The organism is Flavobacterium cupreum, assembly GCF_003996965.1.
In the GTDB taxonomy this organism is placed as follows: Bacteria; Bacteroidota; Bacteroidia; order Flavobacteriales; family Flavobacteriaceae; genus Flavobacterium; species Flavobacterium cupreum.
On sequence record NZ_QWDM01000009.1, the window covers coordinates 208670 to 231787 of the forward strand.

Annotated in this window: 21 protein-coding genes; 17 read left to right on the forward strand and 4 right to left on the reverse strand. The window is 40.4% G+C overall.

Annotated elements, in window-relative coordinates; genetic code table 11:
* Positions 1-9: 9 nt before the first annotated feature.
* The 11 genes from D0817_RS15445 (at position 10) to D0817_RS15500 (ending at position 10288) form a co-directional block, all read left to right on the forward strand.
* Positions 10-759 (forward strand): M17 family peptidase N-terminal domain-containing protein, encoded by a 750-nt coding sequence (locus D0817_RS15445; protein WP_127339279.1) that lies wholly within the window; start codon positions 10-12, stop codon positions 757-759.
* Between the two features lie 7 nt (positions 760-766).
* The gene (locus D0817_RS15450; RefSeq protein WP_127339280.1) at positions 767-2653 is read left to right on the forward strand and encodes an amidohydrolase; all 1887 of its coding nucleotides are present in this window, start codon (positions 767-769) and stop codon (positions 2651-2653) included.
* Positions 2654-2664: 11 nt separating this feature from the next.
* Entirely contained in the window at positions 2665-3093 is a 429-nt protein-coding gene (locus D0817_RS15455; RefSeq protein ID WP_127339281.1) for a DoxX family protein, read from the forward strand.
* Position 3094: 1 nt separating this feature from the next.
* Entirely contained in the window at positions 3095-3568 is a 474-nt protein-coding gene (locus D0817_RS15460; protein WP_127339282.1) for a Dps family protein, read from the forward strand.
* Between the two features lie 7 nt (positions 3569-3575).
* Positions 3576-4238: a YoaK family protein gene (locus D0817_RS15465; protein WP_127339283.1), complete on the forward strand. Its 663-nt coding sequence runs from the start codon at positions 3576-3578 to the stop codon at positions 4236-4238.
* Positions 4239-4292: 54 nt separating this feature from the next.
* Positions 4293-6569 (forward strand): tetratricopeptide repeat-containing sensor histidine kinase, encoded by a 2277-nt coding sequence (locus D0817_RS15470; RefSeq protein ID WP_127339284.1) that lies wholly within the window; start codon positions 4293-4295, stop codon positions 6567-6569.
* Between the two features lie 9 nt (positions 6570-6578).
* Positions 6579-7937 carry a sigma-54-dependent transcriptional regulator gene (locus D0817_RS15475; protein ID WP_127339285.1) on the forward strand — a complete coding sequence of 453 codons (1359 nt, stop codon included), beginning with the start codon at positions 6579-6581 and terminating at the stop codon, positions 7935-7937.
* Positions 7938-7943: 6 nt separating this feature from the next.
* Positions 7944-8237 (forward strand): GNAT family N-acetyltransferase, encoded by a 294-nt coding sequence (locus D0817_RS15480; protein WP_127339286.1) that lies wholly within the window; start codon positions 7944-7946, stop codon positions 8235-8237.
* Positions 8238-8393: 156 nt separating this feature from the next.
* Complete coding sequence (locus D0817_RS15490) at positions 8394-9014, forward strand: alpha/beta hydrolase (RefSeq protein WP_127339287.1); 621 nt, start codon at positions 8394-8396, stop codon at positions 9012-9014.
* Positions 9014-9364: a cupin domain-containing protein gene (locus D0817_RS15495; protein WP_127339288.1), complete on the forward strand. Its 351-nt coding sequence runs from the start codon at positions 9014-9016 to the stop codon at positions 9362-9364. Before D0817_RS15490 ends, D0817_RS15495 begins: the two co-directional genes overlap by 1 nt.
* 306 nt (positions 9365-9670) lie before the next feature.
* Positions 9671-10288 carry a TMEM175 family protein gene (locus D0817_RS15500; RefSeq protein ID WP_127339289.1) on the forward strand — a complete coding sequence of 206 codons (618 nt, stop codon included), beginning with the start codon at positions 9671-9673 and terminating at the stop codon, positions 10286-10288.
* An 8-nt stretch (positions 10289-10296) separates the two neighbouring features.
* Here the strand turns inward: D0817_RS15500 and D0817_RS15505 are convergent, their stop codons facing one another.
* Positions 10297-11883: a sigma-54 interaction domain-containing protein gene (locus D0817_RS15505; protein WP_127339290.1), complete on the reverse strand. Its 1587-nt coding sequence runs from the start codon at positions 11881-11883 to the stop codon at positions 10297-10299.
* Between the two features lie 319 nt (positions 11884-12202).
* Here D0817_RS15505 and D0817_RS15510 point away from each other — a divergent pair, with 319 nt between their 5' ends.
* The gene (locus D0817_RS15510) at positions 12203-13141 is read left to right on the forward strand and encodes a ring-cleaving dioxygenase (protein WP_127339291.1); all 939 of its coding nucleotides are present in this window, start codon (positions 12203-12205) and stop codon (positions 13139-13141) included.
* A 117-nt stretch (positions 13142-13258) separates the two neighbouring features.
* On the opposite strand, the gene D0817_RS15515 is transcribed toward D0817_RS15510, so the two are convergent.
* Complete coding sequence (locus tag D0817_RS15515; protein WP_127339292.1) at positions 13259-14287, reverse strand: rod shape-determining protein; 1029 nt, start codon at positions 14285-14287, stop codon at positions 13259-13261.
* 395 nt (positions 14288-14682) lie between these two features.
* On the opposite strand from D0817_RS15515, the gene D0817_RS15520 reads away from it, so the two are divergent.
* The 3 genes from D0817_RS15520 (at position 14683) to D0817_RS15530 (ending at position 18003) form a co-directional block, all read left to right on the forward strand.
* On the forward strand, positions 14683-15054 hold the full coding sequence (locus D0817_RS15520; protein ID WP_127339293.1) for a hypothetical protein: 372 nt from the start codon (positions 14683-14685) through the stop codon (positions 15052-15054).
* Between the two features lie 241 nt (positions 15055-15295).
* Complete coding sequence (locus tag D0817_RS15525; protein WP_127339294.1) at positions 15296-16033, forward strand: hypothetical protein; 738 nt, start codon at positions 15296-15298, stop codon at positions 16031-16033.
* 428 nt (positions 16034-16461) lie between these two features.
* Entirely contained in the window at positions 16462-18003 is a 1542-nt protein-coding gene (locus D0817_RS15530) for a hypothetical protein (protein ID WP_127339295.1), read from the forward strand.
* 469 nt (positions 18004-18472) lie between these two features.
* Here the strand turns inward: D0817_RS15530 and D0817_RS15535 are convergent, their stop codons facing one another.
* Positions 18473-19573 carry an SDR family oxidoreductase gene (locus D0817_RS15535; protein WP_127339296.1) on the reverse strand — a complete coding sequence of 367 codons (1101 nt, stop codon included), beginning with the start codon at positions 19571-19573 and terminating at the stop codon, positions 18473-18475.
* Between the two features lie 85 nt (positions 19574-19658).
* Positions 19659-20243, reverse strand: a complete 585-nt coding sequence (locus D0817_RS15540) for a Crp/Fnr family transcriptional regulator (protein WP_127339297.1) — start codon at positions 20241-20243, stop codon at positions 19659-19661.
* Between the two features lie 239 nt (positions 20244-20482).
* Between D0817_RS15540 and D0817_RS15545 the strand changes: the two genes are divergently transcribed.
* Both D0817_RS15545 and D0817_RS15550 read left to right on the forward strand, forming a co-directional pair.
* On the forward strand, positions 20483-21403 hold the full coding sequence (locus D0817_RS15545) for a phytanoyl-CoA dioxygenase family protein (RefSeq protein ID WP_127339298.1): 921 nt from the start codon (positions 20483-20485) through the stop codon (positions 21401-21403).
* A gap of 220 nt (positions 21404-21623) precedes the next feature.
* Complete coding sequence (locus D0817_RS15550; protein WP_127339299.1) at positions 21624-23012, forward strand: exonuclease domain-containing protein; 1389 nt, start codon at positions 21624-21626, stop codon at positions 23010-23012.
* Positions 23013-23118: the final 106 nt, after the last annotated feature.

Below are 23118 nucleotides of genomic sequence, written 5' to 3' on the forward strand. Positions count from 1 at the left end.
TTTATAACTATGAAAAACATAGCAATTTTAAACCACTACAGACTTAGCTATTTTTCTGTATTTCTTTTGACATTTTTATTTACTGCTCCCCTGTCTTTTGCCCAAACGGCTCCTGAAACCAAAATGGCTGCACTTGGCTCAACCGTTACCTGGGGAAAAGTAGACGGCGTTGCCATAAACGGATTGGTTCAGGGTCCCTCTTCGGCTGAAGCGGAATTACAGGTGGCCTGTGTTTTTGAATACACAGAAGGAGACATCTTCAACCCTCCTGCCCTTCCTGCCAACCTAAACGGAATGGTTCATTTAGACGATGCCTTAAAAGGTATTATTACCGAATTGCGTAAAAGCGGCAAATTTACAGGACATTCTCTGGAAACCTTATTGATAACGCCTCCAAAAGGAACGCTGGCAGCCAAAAAACTATTGCTTATTGGCCTGGGTGACCGTAACAAATTTACGCCCGACCTAATGATCAGTGTGGGAAGTGTGGCCATGAGAGAAGCATTGCGTCTGGGTGTAAGCGATTATGCTTTTGCAAGCGATATCAAAGATGCGGGAATCGATTCTCCAACAGCTTTAATTGCGACCAATGTAGTCTTAGGCTCTTTTGAAGCCTATAGAACCCAAACCTTCCTGAAAGATAAAAAATTATCCGACCATAAACCTTTAAGCAAAATCATTCTGCTGGCGGGCCCTGCATTTTATACTGTTGCCGGGGAAGGAATCAAAGAAGCCATTACAAAACTTAACGCTAAATAATCGTATTATGAAAGCAGATCTGATTTTATTCAACGGCAAAATTCACAGTTTCAATGCGGAAACGCCAAATGTTACAGCGGTAGCCATTAAAGACGGAAAGTTTATTGCAGTAGGAAGTGACAGCACTATAATGGAATTTGCAGCAGCGGAAACCAAAATAATCGACCTTCAGAACAGAAGAGTGGTACCGGGAATCAATGATTCGCACATTCACCTGATCCGTGGCGGATTAAACTACAATCTCGAACTGCGCTGGGATGGTGTTCCATCTCTGGCAGATGCCCTCAGAATGCTGAAGGAACAGGTAGACCGCACTCCGAATCCGCAATGGGTTCGTGTGGTAGGCGGCTGGTCGGAATTTCAATTTGCAGAACGCAGAATGCCGACTTTGGAAGAAATCAATGCGATTGCTCCTGAAACTCCGGTTTTTATCCTGCATTTATACGACAGGGCGATTATGAACAGGGCAGCCTTAAAAGCCGTTGGCTATACTAAAAATACGCCGGCGCCTCCCGGGGGACAAATCGAACGTGATTCAAACGGAGAACCCACCGGACTTATTATTGCGACGCCAAACGCGATGATTTTATATTCGACTCTGGCCAAAGGTCCGACACTTTCTTACGAGCATCAAATCAATTCGACGCGCCATTTCATGAAAGAACTGAACCGTTTCGGAATCACCAGTGTTATTGATGCAGGCGGTGGATTTCAGAACTTTCCGGACGATTACAAAGTAGTTAATGAACTGAATGAAAAAAAACAGCTTACGGTAAGAATTGCCTATAATTTGTTCACACAAAAACCAAAACACGAGTTTGAAGATTTCGAAGACTGGATTGATACTGTAAAATTATATCAGGGAGACGACATGTACCGCCATAATGGTGCGGGCGAAATGCTGGTTTTTTCTGCTGCCGATTTTGAGGATTTCCTTCAGCCAAGACCTGATCTTCCTGAAACGATGGAAGCAGAACTGGAAAAAGTAGTGCGTCTTCTGGTAGAAAACCGCTGGCCGTTCCGCCTTCACGCCACCTACAACGAAAGCATTTCGAGATTTCTAAATGTCTTTGAAAAAGTAAATCAGGATATTCCGTTTAACGGGCTTCCGTGGATATTTGACCATGCCGAAACCATTGATGAAAGAAACATCGAACGTGTAAAAGTGTTGGGCGGCGGTATCGCCGTACAAAGCAGAATGGCGTATCAGGGCGAATATTTCACACACCGCTATGGTGCAAAAGCAGCCGAAAATACGCTACCCATCAAGAAAATGATCGAGATGGAAGTGCCTGTTGGTGCGGGTTCTGATGCGACAAGAGTCAGCAGTTACAATCCGTGGGTTTCCATGTACTGGATGACCGTCGGAAAAACCGTTGGAGGTTTGCAATTGTACAATGAAACCCGATTAAGCAGGGGAACCGCCCTGGAACTGTACACCAGAGGAAGTGCCTGGTTTTCACAGGAACAGGCCAAAAAAGGTGATATCAGAACCGGAATGTTTGCCGATTTAGTGGTTTTAGACCGTGATTACTTTGCGATCGACGATGAAGACATTAAAAAAATTGAAGCCGACCTGACCATTGTCGACGGAAAAATTGTGTATGCCAACGGAGATTTCTCCTCGTTTTCACCACCCCACATCCCGATCCTGCCGGACTGGTCCCCTACCAATATTTACAACGGATATCCGGTCAGAAGCAATTTGCAGGGCGCGATTGAAAAGAATGTAAAAGCAAACGCCAAACCAGGCCTGACTTCTCAGATACACAGCTGCAGCGGAAGCTGCGATGTTCACGCTCACAGTCATGATGTGGCCCGAATGAGCAATGTTCCGGTTAATAACTATACTGCATTTTGGGGCGCATTGGGCTGCTCCTGCTTTGCTTTTTAAATTTTAAAGAAATGATCGAAATTATAAAACAAATCCTGTATTCCGATTTAGGAACGTCATTCAATAACGCGGCACTTTTAGTTTTTAGGGTTTTACTCGCCGTTGAACTTTTCAGGGTTCACGGAATGAAAAAATTCCGTGTGGAAAACGGGCAAAGGGAACATGTTCCGAATCCGCTGCATTTACCGGAAGAACTAAATAGTTTAGTGGCCACTTTCTCCGATACCGTTGTCCCGTTCCTCATTATTTTAGGAATCGGAACCAGACTTGCCATACTACCAACAATTGGCGTGACAGCCGTCGGGTATTTTGTCGTGCACAGAAAAGATTCGCTCGAAGTGCGTGACGTTCCGTACATGTATACCCTCTCCCTTTTATTAATCCTGGCACTTGGTGCCGGAAAATATTCACTTGATTATTATTTATTAAACCTCCTTTAAAATGAAAGCCAACATCGGAATTAAACAAGAAAGCATCACAAAAGTAGCAGCTGTACTGACAACAGTTCTGGCGGACGAATTTGTACTGTATACGAAAACAAAAAAAGCACACTGGAATGTTGAAGGGCCTGATTTTTACAACAAGCACCTTTTCTTCGAGCAACAATACGAAACCTTGGATGACATTGTTGATACCGTTGCAGAACGCATCAGGACTTTAGGCCATTATGCTCCGGGAACACTGAAAGAATACCTGGCTTTAACCCATCTTACCGAAGAAACCAGAGAGAAAAACGACAGCACCGGTTACATCAAGGAATTACTGGCGGACCACGAAAGTATTTTAATCCACTTACGGGAGAACATCAACAATTTTGCTGCTGAATTACACGATGCCGGCACCAGCGATTATATCACCGGACTTTTGGAAAATCACGAAAAAATGGCCTGGATGCTTCGCGCCCACCTGAAATAATCAAATTATGGAAATTCAAAAAAATATTTGGTACGTTACCCTGTTGCTCACCATGATAGCAGGGTATTGCGATACCGTAACCTTTGTGGCCGCAGATTCGATCTTTTCGGCGCATGTTACGGGTAACTTTATTGTCTTTGCCTATCAGATTATCAAAGGCTCCGACCTGCATGCGTGGGTAAAACTGCTCACTTTTCCGGTTTTTATTCTGGCCGTTATTGCGGGAGGAAGAATTGCTTTAAAAAGTGTCAATCATTACACCATCTTATTCTGGGAAGGGATTCTGTTAGTTTTAAGCGGTATGGCGACTTATATTTTTGGTTATCTGGAAATTTTCTCCGAATGGACGATCTATGCCGTCGCTATGACAACCGTATTCGCCATGGGACTTCAGAATGCTTTTGGAAAATTGTATGCTAAGGAAACACACGGGCCGACCACCATGATGACGGGAAATGTAACACAAGCCTCTCTTGATCTTGGGAACCTCTTAAAAAATGGCTTAAAAGATGCTGAAGTGCTGCTAAGTTTTAAGAAACAACTGGTTACCATAACAGGGTTTCTTGTGGGTTGTTTTCTGGGGGCAATTGCCGGAAAATTTTTCGGTTTGGGAACGTTGGTTTTACCAGGAGCAGCCATGATTATATGTTACGGCTATCACCGTGAATAGTAAACAAAACAGGCATGGAGTTGCGGATTTCTGATAATATAGTATCTTTAAAAAATGAATTTTATCCCTTTTATTTCTGCCATAAAACACATAAGAATCTTATGTACAGCTGTATTATTTTTAGGTACGGGCATTTCCGTAATTGCACAGTCGAAGGAAGATCCTGAACAGTTAAAAAAGAAAATAGCTTCCGCTGAAAATGACAGCCAAAAAGTCGAATTGCTTTTGGCTTTAAGCACTTATTATCTTACGAAGCCCGGGGAGTTTAAAACAGATCTTGAGAGTGCCTATATCCTGAATATCCAGGCCAAAAACCTAAGCAATGACTTAAATTATAAATCCGGAAAAGGAAAAGCAATTCTTTTAGAGGCACAGATTTGCAGGGAAAAAGGTGATTCTGAAAAGGCATTGAAAAAAACAAAGGAAGCACTCGCCTATTTTCAAAAAAACAATGTAACGGAACAGCAAGGGGAAAGTTATAATGAACTTGCTGTTTATGAAAATGATCCGGACAAAAAAGCAATACTCAAAGAAAAGGCAATACAACTCTTTAAAAAATCGGGAGCAAAAGAAAAACAGGCCACCACACTAAAAGAACTTGGTGAATTATACAGCAGTAACGAAAATCCTGATAAAGCAGATGCAGTCCTGCAGGAATCGCTGGCACTTTATAAAACCATCCATTTTACGGAATTGCAAGGGGTTTACAATATACTTTGTGAAGTGAACACCCAAAAAGGAAATTACTCCGAAGCACTGAAATACGCCCTTTTAGCCGAAAAAACGGCCTTAGCCCTGCACGATAATTCGCTACAGCTAAGTTCTGTTTACAACCATGCTGCCGTAGTTTACTACTACTTACGCCAAAATGACAAAGCAGAAGAATATTGGTATAAAGCATTAGAAATTGCCAAATATTATAAGGATACCGAGTATGTCAGAACAATTGCCGAGAACCTGTGTTCATTGCTTATTCGCCAGAAAAAAGAAAATGATGCCCTGAAACTGATTAAAGAAATGCAGGTTAAGTTTCCAACATCGAATGTAGAACGAAAAATGGTTGAAAATTACCTTTTGTTTAATATTTACAGAATACAGGAAAACATTCCTAAAGCAACAGTTTACTATAAAATATTGAAGGACTACTATGGAGAGAATGCCGACAGAAACGGTAACAGCGTTGCAATTTTAAGAAGCTTTGCCTCTTACCAGTATCAAATAAAAAAATACGATGATTTCTACAGGACCATTAAACATTTAGATGCCCTTGCGGCAGCCTCCGGTAATAACAATATCAGATCCGAGAGTCATCTGATATGGTTCAAGGCAGACTCTTCAACGGGTGATTATCTGGGTGCGATCAAACATTACCAGCTGTATAAAAGCCTTTCCGATTCGGTTTTTAAAGGAGAGAAAAGCAAGCAGATTAACAGCCTTCAGGTGGAATTCGAAAGCGAAAAAAAGGATAAAAATATCGATTTGCTGACCCAGGAAGCCAAATTGCAGAAAATACAAATTCAGAACGACACTGTCGTACGCTATGTTTTCATTGGAAGCGTACTGGTTTTGGTACTTTTTCTGGCATTTTTGTACAATAGTTTCAGGTCCAAAAAGAAAAAGAACGAAGAACTGGAAATTCAGCGGCAACAGATTAACGAACAGAATGAACTGAATAAAAAAATGCTGATCGAGAAGGAATGGCTTTTAAAGGAAATTCACCATCGCGTTAAAAATAACCTTCAGATTGTGATCAGTTTATTAAACACACAATCTGCTTATCTGGATAACGAAGATGCTTTGATGGCCATACAAAACAGCCAGCACCGCATGCACGCCATGTCACTGATCCATCAAAAATTATATCAGTCTGATAATCTGGCCAATATCGATATGTCGTGGTACATTTATGAGCTGATCAGTTATATGAAAGAATGTTTTGATACCGATAAAAACATTACTTTTATTTTAGATACCGAAAAAGTATATCTTGATGTTGCTCAGGCAGTTCCGCTTGGTTTAATTATAAATGAAGCGATAAACAACGCGATTAAATATGCTTTTCCGTCCGACAGAATGGGTGAAGTGATGATCTCGCTCAAAAATATCGGAGAAAACAACTATCAGCTGATCATTACGGATAACGGAGTCGGGCTTCCCGATCATTTTGAAACCCTGGAAAGAAATTCCCTCGGCATGAATCTGATGATTGGGTTGAGCGATCAGATTGACGGGACTTTCAATATGGAAAATAATAACGGGCTTACGATTACAATTGCATTTACAAGAAACACCGAATTTGAAGAATCGTCTGAAAATCCGGAAATAATATAAATTTAGGTAATGAAGGAGAAAATTTTAATTGTTGAAGATGAATTTATTGTCGCAAATGATTTAAAAATCATGCTGGTCAAAGCGGGTTATCAGGTAACCGGTATCGCTTCTTCCGTGGTTCAGGCCCGAAAATTAATTGGCGAAAAAAGACCGGACTGGGTATTACTCGATATCATGCTAAAAGGAGATCTCACCGGAATTGACCTTGCCTGGGAACTGCGTGAATTGCAATTACCTTTTCTGTACATTTCAGCAAATACCAATCAGACCACTCTTGAAGCGGTAAAAGCAACACATCCGTACGGATTTATGGTAAAACCTTTCCGCGAAAGGGATCTTATTGTGATGCTGGACATTGCGCGATACCGGTTTGACCAGGAAAAAGGAGCATTTACAGCACTTCCAACAGCAACGGAAAATCAGGAAATTGAAGGCATTATCGGAACAAGTCCGCTTTTACAGGACGTGATTGAAAAAATAAAAATAGTAGCACCTGCCGAAACTTCCGTATTGATTCTGGGCGAAAGCGGTACCGGAAAAGAAAGAGTCGCGCATGCCATACACGACCTTTCCCTTCATAAATCCAATCCGATTGTAGTGGTCAATTGTGCTGCTTTGCCGCATTCCCTTATCGAATCGGAGCTTTTCGGACATGAAAAAGGAGCTTTTACGGGAGCCAATGCATTACGGATCGGAAAGTTTGAACAGGCCGATAACGGAACTATTTTTCTGGATGAAATTGGCGAATTGCCCTTAGATTCCCAGGTAAAGTTATTACGCGTACTTCAGGAAAAGGAAATCCAGCGGCTTGGCGGAAATAAAACCATTAAAATCAATGTCCGTATCGTCGCCGCAACCAACCGATCCTTAGAAAAAGAAGTCGCTGAAGGACGTTTCAGGCTGGATTTATATTACAGGCTGAATGTATTTCCAATTCAATTGCCGGCCTTAAAAGAACGCCGGGAAGATATTGAAGCGTTGTCCCTTTATTTTCTAAAGAAATATGCGGCAAGTGCCAGAAAAAACGTCAGTGCTATCAGTGCTTCAGCTTTAGAACAACTGCTGCAGTACGACTGGCCCGGAAATATTCGCGAATTAGAACACCTGATCGAAAGAAATGTACTGCTGGCCAAAACCACTGAAATCGAAAAATTTGATCTTCCGTCCCCTGCTTCGAATCCGGTACAAATGATTTCCGGACAAATGAAATCGATGGAGGAAATGGAAAAAGAACATATTATGAAGGCTCTGGAAACCTGCGACGGAAAAGTATCCGGACCGGGCGGTGCTGCGGAATTACTAAAAATGCAGCCGCAGACTTTGTATTCAAAAATGAAAAAATTAGGTATAAAACAAGGATATAATTAAAAAATTATGGAAACAATACAACTGGAATTAAACGAAAAAAAACACGGTGCTTTCAATCTCTATGTCGGGGACAAAAAACTCGGCGAAATGACCGTAAGCCTTAAAGAGGACGTACTAACGGTTTACCATACCGGAGTAGAGCCCGAAGCCGAAGGAAAAGGCTACGCCAAAAAACTTCTGGAAGAAATGGTCGCGTATGTGCGTGCCAATCATTTAAAAGTTTTGCCGCTTTGTCCTTACGTACACGCGCAATTCAAAAAGCATCCGGATGAATATGAGGATATCTGGGTGAAGAGTTAAAAAAAGAGTATAGAGTATAGAATAAAGAGTAAAGAGTAAAGAGTAAAGATTATAGAATATAGAGTAAAGAATATAGAATAAAGAGTAAATCTGCTCGATCTGCTGAATCTGCGGGAAAAAAAATCATTACTACTTATTAATTAAAAAATAAAACGCATGAATACAGAAATTATAACAGCCGGAGTTCCCTTAGCGGAGGCCAAAAAAGCCCTGATCATGATTCATGGTCGTGGAGCGGGTGTTCATGATATCCTTTCCGTTGCAAAATACCTGAATGTGGAAGGTTTTGCCCTGGTCGCCCCTCAGGCAGAAAACAGGAGCTGGTACCCCTATTCTTTTTTAGTACCGCTGGAAGAGAATGAACCTTCGTTTTCAAAATCACTGGACACTATCCATCAGGTAGTGGTTGCCATTCAGCAAAACGGAATTGAAAAGGAAAACATTTACTTTCTTGGATTTTCACAGGGTGCCTGTCTTGCTTTGGAATTCACAGCCAGAAATGCCGCGAAGTATGGAGGCGTTGTAGCTTTTACAGGCGGACTGATTGGTGATAAAGTATACGAGGAGCATTACAAAGGAAACTTCGAAAATACACCCGTTTTTATCGGAACCAGCGATCCCGACTTTCATGTTCCGGTGGAGAGAGTAAATGCATCTGAAGCACTTTTTGAAAAATTAGGGGCATCGGTGACTAAAAAAATCTATCCTGATATGGGACATACCATCAGTCAGGATGAAATCGATCTGGCCAACGAACTCGTTTTCACTAAGAAATAATGATACAAATTACAAGAGTTTACAGCGATGAAAATGGTGAAAGTCATTTTGAAGATTTCGAAGTTTCATTGAAAAACAACGGCGATATCGGTTTTTTATCGGATGATGAACCCGTGAAATCGATCGTTTTCAGGGAAGTAAAACCGGCGTATGATTACGATTTTCATAATGCGCCGGACCGCCAATATATTGTTTTACTCGAAGGAGGCGTCGAAATCGAAACTTCTCTGGGAGAAAAAAGAAAATTTGAAACCGGATCCATTTTATTAGTGGAAGATACTACCGGAAAAGGCCACAGGACAAAAAATCTGGAACCGAAACTGCGAAAATCGATATTTATAAAACTCTAATTTTAAGTAGCTTTTTGAATGTAATTCAAAACCAGTGTCAGGCTGAGCGGAGTCGAAGCCATTTCGGTGTAAAAAGCCTTCGACTCCGCTCAGGGTGACACTGATTTCTAAAAGAATAAAAATATAGATTTTTTAGATCCGGAAAAAAAATTTAACCGCAAAGTTCGCAAAGTTTTTATTATTTGGTTTTAAAAAAAGCAAAGTTCGCTAAGCATTGTGCTCATCTGGCTTTGCGAACGTTGCGTTTCTGACGATTACCATCAGAAAAAATCTTTGCGCATTTTGCGGTAAAAAAATGATTATAAAATGGAAAAAGAAACTGTACGAATAGAGAATTTCAGTGATGCCGTCTTCGCCATTGCCATTACGCTTTTGGTGTTGGATCTTCACGCTCCGGACATCACTGCGGTAAAAAACGGTGCTGAACTGCTTGCTTTTTTAAAGGGCGAATGGACCACATACCTTGCTTTTACACTTTCTTTTTTCAGTATTTTTATCATGTGGGTCAATCATCACAAAATCTTCAAGCAGATTTACAGCCGCAATACAGCGATCATGTTTGCCAACGGCCTCATTCTGTTTCTGGTTACAACGGTATCGTATCCTACCGCTTTACTCGCACGTTTTTTCAACGGGGAAGCGGCTTCGATTGCGGTCGCGCTTTACACCGGAATCTTTGTGCTGATCAATATTTCGTACAATCTGTTGTGGTACATTGCAAGCCGTAACAAAAAGCTTTTACGTCCCGGAATTACAGATTCGGCCATCAGAAAAATCAGGAATAATTATTTGTACGGACTGCCCACGTATGTAATTGCGTTTGGCATTTCCTTCCGGTTTCCTGTAATTGCTTTGGCCATCAGTATGCTTTTATTGGTTTTCTGGGCTATTTCTTCGGGAAAAATAAAGCTTGCACAGGAATAGGAATCAGCTTAGAAATATTTCTTTTTAATGCCCAGTTTCTGCATTTTTGAAATCAGTGTGGTGCCAGGAAGTCCCAATAAGACAGCTGCTCCCTGTGGACCGGAAATTCTTCCGTTGCATTTTTTGACGACATTTAAAATATGCTCTTTCTCTACTTCCTGTAATGTTTTGGGATAAAAATTGTTTCCGGCAGTCTCTGTTTCAGGTATAAAAACTGCCGGAAAAGTCATTTCTTTGATCACTTCCTCTTTGGCAAACAAAATACTTCTTTCGACCATATTTTCCAGTTCCCTGACATTTCCCGGCCATGCATTGGCCTTCATGCTGCTGAGGACTTTTTTAGAGAAACCTTTTATCTTTTTTCCGATTTTACCGGAATGTTTTTCAAGGAAAAAATTTCCCAGTATTTCAATATCTTCAGGACGGTCGCGCAAGGCAGGCAAAGGAATCGGATAGACATTGAGACGGTAATACAAATCACTTATGAAGCGCTCTTCAGCCACTTCTTTCTCCAAAGAACGGTTGGTTGCAGCGATAACACGTGCATTTATTTTGATGGTGTTTTTACCGCCGATCCGTTCTATTTCTTTTTCCTGCAAAACACGAAGCAGTTTCCCCTGCAATTCCAGGGGCAGCTCTCCTATTTCATCCAGAAAAATAGTGCCGTTAGCTGCCTGTTCAAATTTACCGATTCTTACCTCCGTCGCTCCGGTAAAAGCCCCTTTTTCATGTCCGAATAATTCACTTTCGATCAGATTGGCGGGAATGGAAGCGCAATTGACTTTGATCATTTTTTCGTTGGTAACCGCCGATAAGATATGAATCGCACTTGCTACTAGCTCCTTGCCGGTCCCTGTTTCACCGGAAATCAGGACAGTAGAAGGAGATGCCGCGACCTGACTGATCAATGCATACACCTTTTGCATGGCATCACTACTGCCGACAATTCCGTGAAAACTTTCGGCATTTAGAGGAGTTGTTTGTATTTTCTTTTCGGTAAAATTCTTTTTCAAAAGCTGCAATTCGGCAATTTGGCTTTGATATTCTTCTGCCAACTTAATATTTCGGGCAGTAATAGAAAGCTGCAGCCCGATACCGCGAATAATCCGGTTTGCTTCTCTGCTGAAAGCCGACGCATTTTTAAAAAATAAAAAAACGGCTTCGCGATTTCCTTTACTGTAAGGAAGACAAATCCCTACTCCGTTTTTAAATCCTTTGTCTGCTATTGTAGTGATGTAATCCGGAAAAGGATTCTTTTTGTCCGCTGAGGCTTTTAAATCAAAAACTACAGTATCGGCCGAATCCATACAGGACCCAAAAAAATCATCATTGATGGAATAGCTCTTTGGCGCTGCTTTTTGCTGTGAATAATGATAAAACACCTGATATACGGTTTCATTTTCAGCCGCCGTGGCAAAAATGAAATCATCAAATTGAAAATGTTCTTTCAGCAGGCTGCCTGCAACAGTATGAAATTCTTCCCTGGTCAAAGCCTGTGCAAGTGCGCTGCAAATCGACAGGATCAGCATTTGCTCTCTTTCCCTTTCCTGCAATCTGTTCATCATAATTGCAGTCTGATCGGCAGGTTTTTCCATAAGTACGAATTGGCAGGGCTATTGAATGCGGTTAATGCGTAAATTTAAGAAATAGCGCCTATTAAATTACTATTGATTTTTTAAATATAACATTTTGGACGCATAAAATTACGATATATCGTATCGTCAAAAGCCATAACAAACACACAAACACGTAACCAACAATACATTATACTAAACGGAACGTTATTTGGTTATTCGTTTACCGATAAAAAAATGTATCGGCTTTTTATTTCTTAATCTAGGTTAATCGATGCAGATTCATAACAGCCGTAAATTTGTAAAAGAAAATCAATAACAACTTAATACATAAAATACCATGGAAAATAAAATTTTAGGCTTACACCATATTACTGCAATTGCAGGGGACGCCAAACGTAATTTCAACTTTTACTCCAACATATTAGGATTGCGATTCATTAAAAAAACAGTGAATTTTGACGATCCCGGAACCTACCATTTTTATTTTGGTGACGAAGTAGGAAGTGCCGGAACGATCTTAACTTTTTTCCCTTGGGGAGAAGGCATTCAGCAAGGAAGAAAAGGCTCCGGAATGGCAACAGAAATTGGCTATTCCGTACCAAAAGGAAGTCTTGATTTCTGGCAGGCACGTTTTGAAAAATACAATGTAATCTACAACAAACCGGCTGAAAAATTCGGGGAAAAATACCTGACTTTCTTAGATCCGGACGGACTGAAACTAGAGTTAATCGAATCTAAAACAGAAGACAACAGAAAAGCCTGGGAGACTGACGAAGTAAAAGCGGATGTGGCAACAAGAGGTTTTCACAATATCACGCTTACGTTAAACAGTATCAAAGCCACTGCTGCGATCCTGACTGATATCTTTGGTTATAAACTGATTGATCAGGATGTAAACCGTTACCGTTATGCAACAGATATGGTAGAAAATGCTGCCATTGTGGACCTGGTCGAGCTCGCAGAAGAAAAACGCGGTCATGTGGCCAACGGATCGGTGCACCACGTTGCTTTCCGCGTGCAAAATGACGAAATTCTAATGCACTTCCGTGAAAAAATTGAAGCCTACGGATTGTCTATTACACCACAGATTGACAGACAGTATTTCCACTCGCTTTATTTTAGAGAACCGGGCGGTGTTTTGTTCGAAATCGCTACAGAAAACCCCGGATTCACTGTTGACGAAGCTTTAGAAGAATTAGGTCAGAACTTAAAACTTCCGGCACAATATGAATCAGACAGAGCTGCCATTGAAGCCCATTTGGTGAAGATTAATTAATTTTCAATCTCAGTTTTCAGTTTACAGTCGCGGTCTACAGTTTTCAGTCGCAGTCGCAGTTTTCAGTTTTACTGGCACTGTAAACTGAGACTGTAAACTGTAAACTGAGACTGAAAACTATTTCACCAGTACACTTTTATACTTCACGATATCTTTTAAGACAATACCTGTGCCTCTTACAACGGCTCTCAAAGGATCTTCTGCAATATAAACGGGTAATTCTGTTTTTTGGGAAAGCCTTTTATCAAGACCACGCAGCATGGCGCCTCCTCCTGCCAGGTACAAACCCGTATTGTAAATATCGGCAGCCAGTTCGGGCGGTGTTACGGAAAGCGTTACCATGATGGCATCTTCAATTCGCTGTATGGATTTGTCCAGTGCTTTTGCAATTTCCCTGAAGCTCACCCGTACCTCTTTCGGTTTTCCGGTAAGCAAATCCCTTCCTCGGACGGTTATATCTTCAGGAGCGTCTTCCAGGTCTTCCGTTGCGGCACCCACCTCAATTTTTATTCTTTCGGCAGAACCTTCCCCAATATACAAGTTATGGTGTGTTCGCATATAATACAGGATATCATTAGTAAAAACATCACCGGCAATTTTTATCGATTTATCGCAAATGATTCCTCCAAGTGCAATTACCGCAATTTCTGTAGTTCCACCGCCAATATCCACGATGATATTTCCTTTCGGCTGCATCACATCCAGACCAATTCCGATAGCAGCGGCCATAGGTTCGTGAATTAAGAACACTTCCTTTCCGTTTACGCGTTCGCAGGATTCTTTTACCGCTCGCATTTCCACCTCGGTAATACCACTGGGAATACAAACGACCATTCGCAGTGCGGGCGTAAAAAAGTTTTTCTTGATCTGCGGAATATTTTTGATAAACCAGCTGATCATTTTTTCAGAAGCATCAAAATCTGCAATTACCCCGTCTTTAAGCGGACGAATGGTTTTAATATTTTCGTGTGTCTTACCCTGCATCAAACTGGCCTCCTGGCCTACCGCAATAATTTTCCCGTTTCGAATATCCCTGGCCACTATGGAAGGACTATCTACTACGATTTTTCCATCGTAAATTATCAAAGTATTTGCGGTTCCCAAATCCATAGCTATTTCCACTATCATAAAATCAAATAAGCCCATAATATAGTTTTGTTTAAGAACGTTGATTGTTATTGTTTTATTCTCTCCAAAATAAGAAAATTCGAACGCAGCCCTAAAATTTAACAACAGCAGCCGTTGCAGATACGGTGAAATATTTCGTCGGAAAGGTCTGAGGTTTAAAATGATAAGCAGTATGGGGTTCGAATTGAAATGTGTTTTCCCAAACCGGAAGAATGAAGTGAATTTACGATTATTTTTCGCATAAACACCTATAAATTATGCAACTATAATTTATTTTTCTATAATAAATCCGAAAGATCTCTGGGTAAATTTGTAATACAGCTTTAAGAGTAATTCCGAATCGTAATTAATTTGAAAAAATACGATCGGCTTATTTCAGAAGAAAAATATAATTAATTAAAAAAAACAGCGTCATGGAAAAGCAAAACAGCAACGAATACGGTCACACAGACCCGGATTTTATTGATCAGAATACGCTGGTTGATGGAAATACAATTGAAAACGAAGATCAGTTCAGACATAAAACCAATACAGAACAACTACCCGAATTCGGAGAAAGTGATCCTGATTATATAGATCAGAATACGCCCGTTGATCCTGATAATTATGCAAAGGACGAAGATCCGTACCAATATCAGGAGGAATTCATCAAAGAGATGGAAATCACACCGACTGAATCTCAAAACCATTCAGACGTCAGATCAGAAAATGATCCGGACGACGAGTCAATTACCAATGATGATGACGATGTGATCAACAATGAAGACGAGGAAGAGGAAGTATAAAAGAGTAGGATTAGTAAACATATTATAGTTTCAAAGCAAAAAGGCGTACGTAACAGTAGGCCTTTTTTCGTGTTTAAACGCGGCAAAACAAGTACATAAATCACATTATTTTCTGTAATTTGTCTTTTTCTAAAACTCTTTAGAAACTTAAAATCCTTACATTTACCCGCTGGCTAACCAAATTACGCTGTACAAACAATCAATTCAGCAGCGTCAGGCCAATTAATTTTAAGCAGTCAAGATGGAAAAACATACTGTATCAGTAGCATCGTTACCCTTAGATGATCATACACTATCGAATATTCAAATTAAGAAAGCCCATTTGTTGCCGGATCCGGAATCGCGGCTGGATTCTATGGAAATGAAAGAAAAACCACTAATGGATGCGACCATTCCATACCGGGACCTGACAGATACCGCCAGCAAAAAAGAAAGTATTGCCCGGATTATTGATAAACTGGACGTGGAAACCAGTCTTAGATATCAAAGAACTGTAGAGGACACCTACTGCAATGTCTACTCTTACGATTACTGCTATTTTGCCCAAGTATATGTCCCAACAGTCTGGTGGACACCCGAATCCCTGGAAAAAATTCTGCAGGGACAAGATGTAGAAGCCGTTTTTGAACAAACCGTAGACCGCATTTATTCCAGTGCCATACACGACTGGTTTTTACAATGGGGACCGAATTTTGGGTGGGAAAGAATGTTTACCGCTGAAGAAATCCAGCAGAAGGTAAATGCCCATGGCGGAATTGGAATAATCTGCGCCAAAAGAAGGGAAAAAGGACTCTCCGGACATATTGTGCCCGTAGTTCCTGAAACTGATCTGCATCAGGCGTACCGTGAAAATGGTGTTGTGGTGTATCCGCTGCAGTCACAGGCAGGAAAACTGAATTACAATTACTTTTCGGAGGTCAGAAAAGACTGGTGGAATGATGAACTGTATTCCTCTTATGTGTTTTATTACCACGAATAAAAATACAATTCGCCGGATGGTTTCAACATTCAAAAAAAAATATTGATTATCAGTGAGTTAACTACTTGGAAATACGATAATAAAAAACTACTTTTGCAACTTAGAAAAAACAAGAACAGCAAAAGTTGTGATTTAGCCGTTCCCCTGCTTAAATTATTGATACAAAAGCGATTAATAACACTGGTAATTTTATAGCCTTATTATAAAATTTTACTCCTTATTTGATCTTTCCGTCGATAAAAAGTGCGAAATTTCTAAAATACAAATTCCTATATTTTTAAAAGTAAACGAAAACTTTTATAATGGAGGCAGTAATGTGCTTCATCCATTATAGGTTTCCTGTCTCTAATGGTAACGCGGATTTGTATCTTCAAATGAAATAATGCTTTAAAAATTATAATTAACCTTAAAAAAGAAAGTAAGTATAAATGAAAGACAATCAGACAAAAAAATATTATTGGGGAATAGGATTGGAAAACGAAACCTACATGCAGTTTGAAGAACCCCTGATAGTTTCTGGTGAATTTATACAAGAAAAAATTGGCTTTGAGAAATATAGTATTGATTACAGAAAATGCTATAAACCTGAAAGCCTGGCTCCTATGCTGAAAAAAGCTTTTAGCCTTACGGAAAGCTATAAAGTAAGCCGGATGATGAACAGTCATTCTCTGGAAAAGCTCGATATCAATTATCAGCACAAAACGTTATCGCCCATAAAACCATTAATCGATACGGAAAGTGGTGAGACGATTGCACAACCGCTTGAAAATCCGGAGTATCTGGGCAAATCGATTATGGAACTTTTCCTGGAAGATCAGCCGTACAACATTCAGAGTATGATTACCCAGAGAAACAAAACGATGGGATCTGTACATTTTGATGGTGATTCGATCGAATTTGTAACCAAATATTTTGAAAACAGAACCATCGCTGATTCCTGCAAAGAACTGAAAGCGACGAAAAAACTGTTTCTGGACAAAATCAACGAATCGTCTGTGCTCAACGGAAAATTAAATTTTCCGGATTACAACAACGGCCTGAATATGTTTATGACGAATCAGGAAAACCTGGTGTTGTTCAATAACGGAACGTACCATTTTCATATCACCTTACCGTCATTAACGGAAGACAGCAGAATTGTGGATTACAATGAATTTGAAAAAACACATGCCAACGCCATTTATTTATTACAATGGTTTGAGCCTTTTTTCATAGCCACTCTTGGAAGTCCTGATATTATGGGCGTGATCAGTGATAAATACAGCTTAGACAAAAAATTTACTTTGGGTTCCATGAGAAATGCCATGTCCCGTTACATTGGCGTGGGAACTTACAATAAGGCAATGCCAAAAGGCAAAATCCTAACCTACAAGGTAGACGATTTCAGAAAACTGCTGAAATTTGAAAAAGAAGAAAACATTTGGTGGCGCGATCAGATTGAAGCCGAAATGGAATATGAAATGCTTTCGGAAGTGGGACTTGATTTTAATCAGGAAAAAATGTACCAGAGCGGTTTCGAATTCAGAAGTTTTGACGAATTCCCGGCGGAGTACTTAAACGATGTTCTTTTCTCCATTATTCTGATTTGCGAACATTCCCTAAACCTGCCTGATGTGCAGTGGGGACACGACAGCAAAGCGTGGAATAACCTGGTTTTTAAAACCTTAAAAATGGGTTATGCTACTGAAATCAATGAAGAGGAAAAGAAAGAGCTTCTGGATTTACTGCAACTGTTAAATCCATCAGATTCTAATTACAGCACGCTACAATCAGAATTTGAAGCCATCACCATGCTCGATCAATTTTTCTTTAAAATTCTGGCTGTTTTACATGACAAATACAAGGACAACAATTTCTGCGTGGATGCGATGTACGGACAAAAAGCAAGTTTCCCTCCAAAATGGGACAACTTCAATAAATACCAAACCGAAAGGCATTTACAGCAAATCGGTTCGTTCTGCGATAACTAAAATATATCCAAAAAATACAAAAACGGGACAAAGAAAAACTTCTTTGTCCCGTTTTTTATTCAAGGAGATTTATACTCAATAACAAAGTGCCATAAATTATCAAATAACAAAATAACAATTGTTGTCCAATTATCAAATAACACAATGCTTTAAATTACCTGATTGTCACCCTCAGCGGAGTCGAAGGCTTTTTTCACATGAACGGGGCTTCGACTACGCTCAGCCTGACACTGTTTTTGATTACATTCCATGATCTAATTATCTAGTTATCTCACTTTCCAATTATCTCATTTCCAATTATCTCATTTTCAATTATCTCATTTCCCAATTATCCAATTATCTCATTTTCAAATTATCTCATTTTTCCAATTATCTCATTTTCCAATTATCTAATTACCCAATTATCTCATTCCCAATTATCCAATTATCTCATTTTCCAATTATCCAATTATCTAATTATCTAATTAAATCAGGGAATTATTCTATCATTTCTTAACCTTTCAAATAATTCAAAAAACGAATCTTTAGTATCCTTATACCCCGTAAACCCTAACTTTCTGCTTCCTGACATATCAGTCATCACTTCCAGCGGACGCCCTAAATCAAGATCCGTATGCCATGCCGATGCTAGCTGATCCAGGTTTCCTTCGATCAAATGGTTTTCTTTTGTGATGGCACGCCAGCTTTCATGTTTGGTATTTAGTACTGTTTCCAGTGGCTGAATCGTCCCGCTGTACCCCTCGAATTCAATCTGAAACCACTCCGCAATCTTTGGCCAAAGCCATTTCCAGCGAAAAACATCTCCATTAGCGGTATTAAAAGCCTGATTGTGGGCTTCAGGAGTACTTGCAGCCCATATAATCTGGTCGGCCAGGATTTTAGCATCCGTAACATCAGAGACCCCTTTCCATTGTGCTTCTGAACCCGGCCATACAAACGGAGTTCCTTCCTGTTTGCAGATCGTCGCGTAAACTGCTAATGTAGTTCCGAGATTCATCGCATTCCCGATCGTTTTTCCAATCAAAGTATGCGGGCGGTGTACATTCCAGCTGAAGCCATCACGCGCAGCAGCTTCATACACTTCATCTTCCTGAGCGTAATAAAAATTGGGCAGGTCTAATCGCGGCTGTTCTTCCCTTAATGGAGTTTCCGGTAACGTTCCGCTTTTGGCATAAGCGTCAAAGGGCCCTAAATAATGTTTTAAGCCCGTTACTAAAGAAACATGTTGTATGGATTTTTTAGGAGATAATACGTCCAGTACATTTCGAACCATGGCGCTATTGACCCTGATATTTTCGTCTTCGGTATCCTTTCGCATCCAGGTCGTAAAAAAAACATGTGTAGGCGCAATATCTTTTAAGGCAGCCGTTAATGATTCGGTATTAAGCAAATCAGCGGCAACCGGAATCAAACCTTCGGTATCACTTTTCGGATTGCGGGAAAGTCCAAAGACAGTCCATCCTATTTCCAGCAGTTTTTTTGCAAGATTACTTCCGGCGATACCGGTTGCTCCTACCACCAACGCGCTATTGCCTGCTGTTTCCTGTATTGGTAATTTTTGAGAATTCATAAGTACTTTATTTTTTACAAAGGTACTTTCAAAACAGGCTTCGGGAAGATGACTTAAAACAAGAAATTCAATTGATCCAGATCAACTATTTGGGTCCAATGATGACGTTTTTCTTTAACCTGCTTAGTGTTTCCGGCGAAAGGCCAAGATACGAAGCCAATAAATTTTGGGGAATCCGCTTCATCAGATCAGGGTTGTTTTCTACCAGATGCCTGTATTTTTCTTCCGCAGTATGGGTATGCGAACTTATTAATCTCCGCTCTTTTGTAATTAAGCTGTTTTGAAAAAGCAAACGGAAATAACGGTCCATTACAGGAACTTCAATCGTTAAATTTTCGAAATCTTCCCTCGTAATGAGCAGGACTTCCGAATCTTCCATAGCATCAATACTGTAAAAGGAAATGCCGCCACTAAAGAAACTGCTCATATCTGATGTCCACCAGCCTTCCGGTGAAAACTGGTTGATATGTTCATTGCCTTTATCATCGGAATGGTATGATTTTAAAAGTCCTTTCGAAACAAATGTAAGGTAGGTACAGACATGGCCTTCTACCACGACAAACTGTTTTTTCTTCAGTTTCTTAGGTTTAAAAAAAGTCTTTATTACTTCTTTTTCCTCCTGCGTTAACCGGACTTTTTCTTCAAGATGTTTAAAAATGATATCGTACATTCTGATGTTTACTTTAGGAATTATGAAGTTTAAACAAATGTAGGGTATTTATTTTTTAACTTAAATGATCCCGATAACAGACTTATTGAAAACATGATTAAGAATACCATTTAAAAATATCCGGTAACTCCAAATTTAGCGTGAACCTAAAAACACGTATTTATACTTTAAGCGGAAAGCCACAAATGGATTAATTTTGGTTCATTCTAAAATCGATCTCACTCCTAACCTGCCAAAATATGCCCTGGATTATTCTTGAAAAACTATGGAAACGCACGCTGCATCCCACCGGCTTAGCTGGTGCAACTGACAGTCAGGACTGGGATACCGAAATGAAAACGCTCTATCAGCTGGGTATTGGCATGGAAGATACGTTACAGTTTTTATATTTTGAAAAACCTGATTTTGAAACCTTTAAAACCTGGATTACGGCTAAAAAGAAAAACGAAAACAGCGGGGCTGAGGATTCTGAGGATAAAGTGCTTTCTGAACAGGATCTTGAATTCTGGAATCAAAATGGCTACGTTATTGTAAAAAACGCTATTTCGAAAGCAGATTGCGAAGCTACCCAGCAGGCGATCTGGGATTTCCTGAAAATGGATCCCGCCAACAAAGAAACCTGGTACAATCGGCATGAAAATCAAAAAGGACTGATGCTTAATTTTTCAGATCATGAAACGTTAAACCGCAACCGGTTTTCCCCAAGAATAAAAAAAGCATACGAACAGCTTTATAACACCACCAAAATTTACAAAACGATTGACAAAGTGAGTTTTAATCCTCCTGAAAATGACTCATTTGTTTTTTTAGGAAGTCCGCTGCATTGGGATACGAGTTTAAGGCAGCCCATTCCGTTTGGGCTTCAGGGCCTGCTCTACCTCACCGATTGCGGAATTCACGATGGTGCATTCCATTGCGTTCCCGGCTTTCATAACGAAGTAAAAGACTGGCTGAAAAACCTGGAACCACATGAAAATCCAAGAGAAAAAGCAATTCAGACTTTACACCCAAAACCCATCACAGGAAACGCCGGCGATTTTATCATCTGGAACAATACCTTACCGCACTGTGCCGCTCCAAACAGGGGAAAAAGCCCGAGAATGGTTCAGTATCTTACCTATTTCCCGGAAGATTATGATACGTCGGGGGAATGGCTGTAATTCCTCTCAGCAGCACTCCAGCGAGAATCTTTTTCCGGTATTGCGGCAGCTGCATAACTTCGCATCAGAATACTGAAACCGACCACTATTTTTGTTACAATTTAGAACAATCCCGTCCATACATCCTACTCTAATCTGTGCTATTTTTGCAGGTGCGATTTTCAACTTCTTAAGAATCAATGAAAATCAACTAATAAAGCTGCCCCTAATTTAGTTCCGGATGAAAAAAATGCAATATGCCATAGTAGATATCGAAACCACAGGCGGTAATGCCAGTGGCAGCCGGATTACGGAAATTGCCATTATTATTCACGACGGCACAACTGTACTAGACAAATACGAAACACTCGTAAATCCGCAAAAAGAGATACCGCTTCCGATTTTTGCCCTAACCGGTATTAACAACGAAATGGTACAGCATGCCCCTATTTTCGATGATATTGCCGAAAAAGTACTGGAACTCCTGACCGACAGGATATTCGTTGCCCATAATGTCAACTTCGATTATTCTTTTGTGCGTCATGAGATTGAAAAGGCGGGTTTTAAATGGACCGCCCGAAAACTTTGTACCGTTCGCGCTGCCCGAAAAATTAAACCGGGACTGAGTTCGTATAGTCTCGGCAATCTTTGCAATTCACTGGACATCCCCGTAAAAGACAGGCACCGCGCTGGAGGAGACGCAGCTGCAACGGTCATCTTATTCGAACGATTATTAGCATGGGATGACGAAGGCGTGATTTCAAAAATGATCAAAAATACGGCACAGGACCAGCGTTTGCCACCCAATCTGCCGCCGAAGGATTTTGAACAGTTACCGGAAAAACCGGGCGTCTATTACTTCTACAACCAACTCAAAAAAGTAATCTACGTCGGAAAGGCCATAAACATCAAAAAACGTGTGGCGTCACACTTCAGTGGTCACAATATCAATCCGCAAAGACAAAACTTCCTGCGGGATATTCACAGTATTTCTTTTGAGGTCTGCGCCACCGAACTGATGGCGCTGCTTTTGGAATGCACGGAAATCAAAAAGCTTTGGCCTGCCTACAACAGAGCCTTAAAACGTTTTGAAGCCAAATATGGACTCTATCAGTATGAAGCCCGCAATGGTTATCGATATCTGGCAATTGGAAAAATGGGGAAATTTCAGGACAGCATTGAAGTTTTCAACAGCGAATTTGCTGCCATCAACCTGCTGCGCTCCCTCTCCGAACAATTCGATATTGACTATCGGTTCTGCAAATATTCAAAGCCGGAACTCGGAGAATTTCTGCCCCAAAAAGATCCTACCGATTTACCCGATGCCGCTTCCCACAATTCCAAAATCGAAAGGGCGATCGACTTTTTCCTGAACAGCAGGTCTACGTTCGCTATTGTCGATAAAGGCAGATCAGCTGAGGAACGCAGTTGTATCTGGGTCGAAAAAGGCCATTTTTACGGCATGGGATACATCACTTCTGATGTTGCGATTACAGAGCCTTCTCAGATAAAAGATTTCGTCACCCCGTACGCCAGTAATCAGTATATCATGCAGCTGATTGATACTTATGCGAAAAAGTATCCGAGGAAGGTGTTTTTTAATAGAAATTGCAAATTCCGGTTATATTGATCACCCCATTCCGTTTTAAAGTGAGCACCTGATTCCAGTTCAAAATGACCACCTAATTCCGGTGCAAAGTGAGCACCTCCGTTTTGATTAAAAACTATATTTTTTC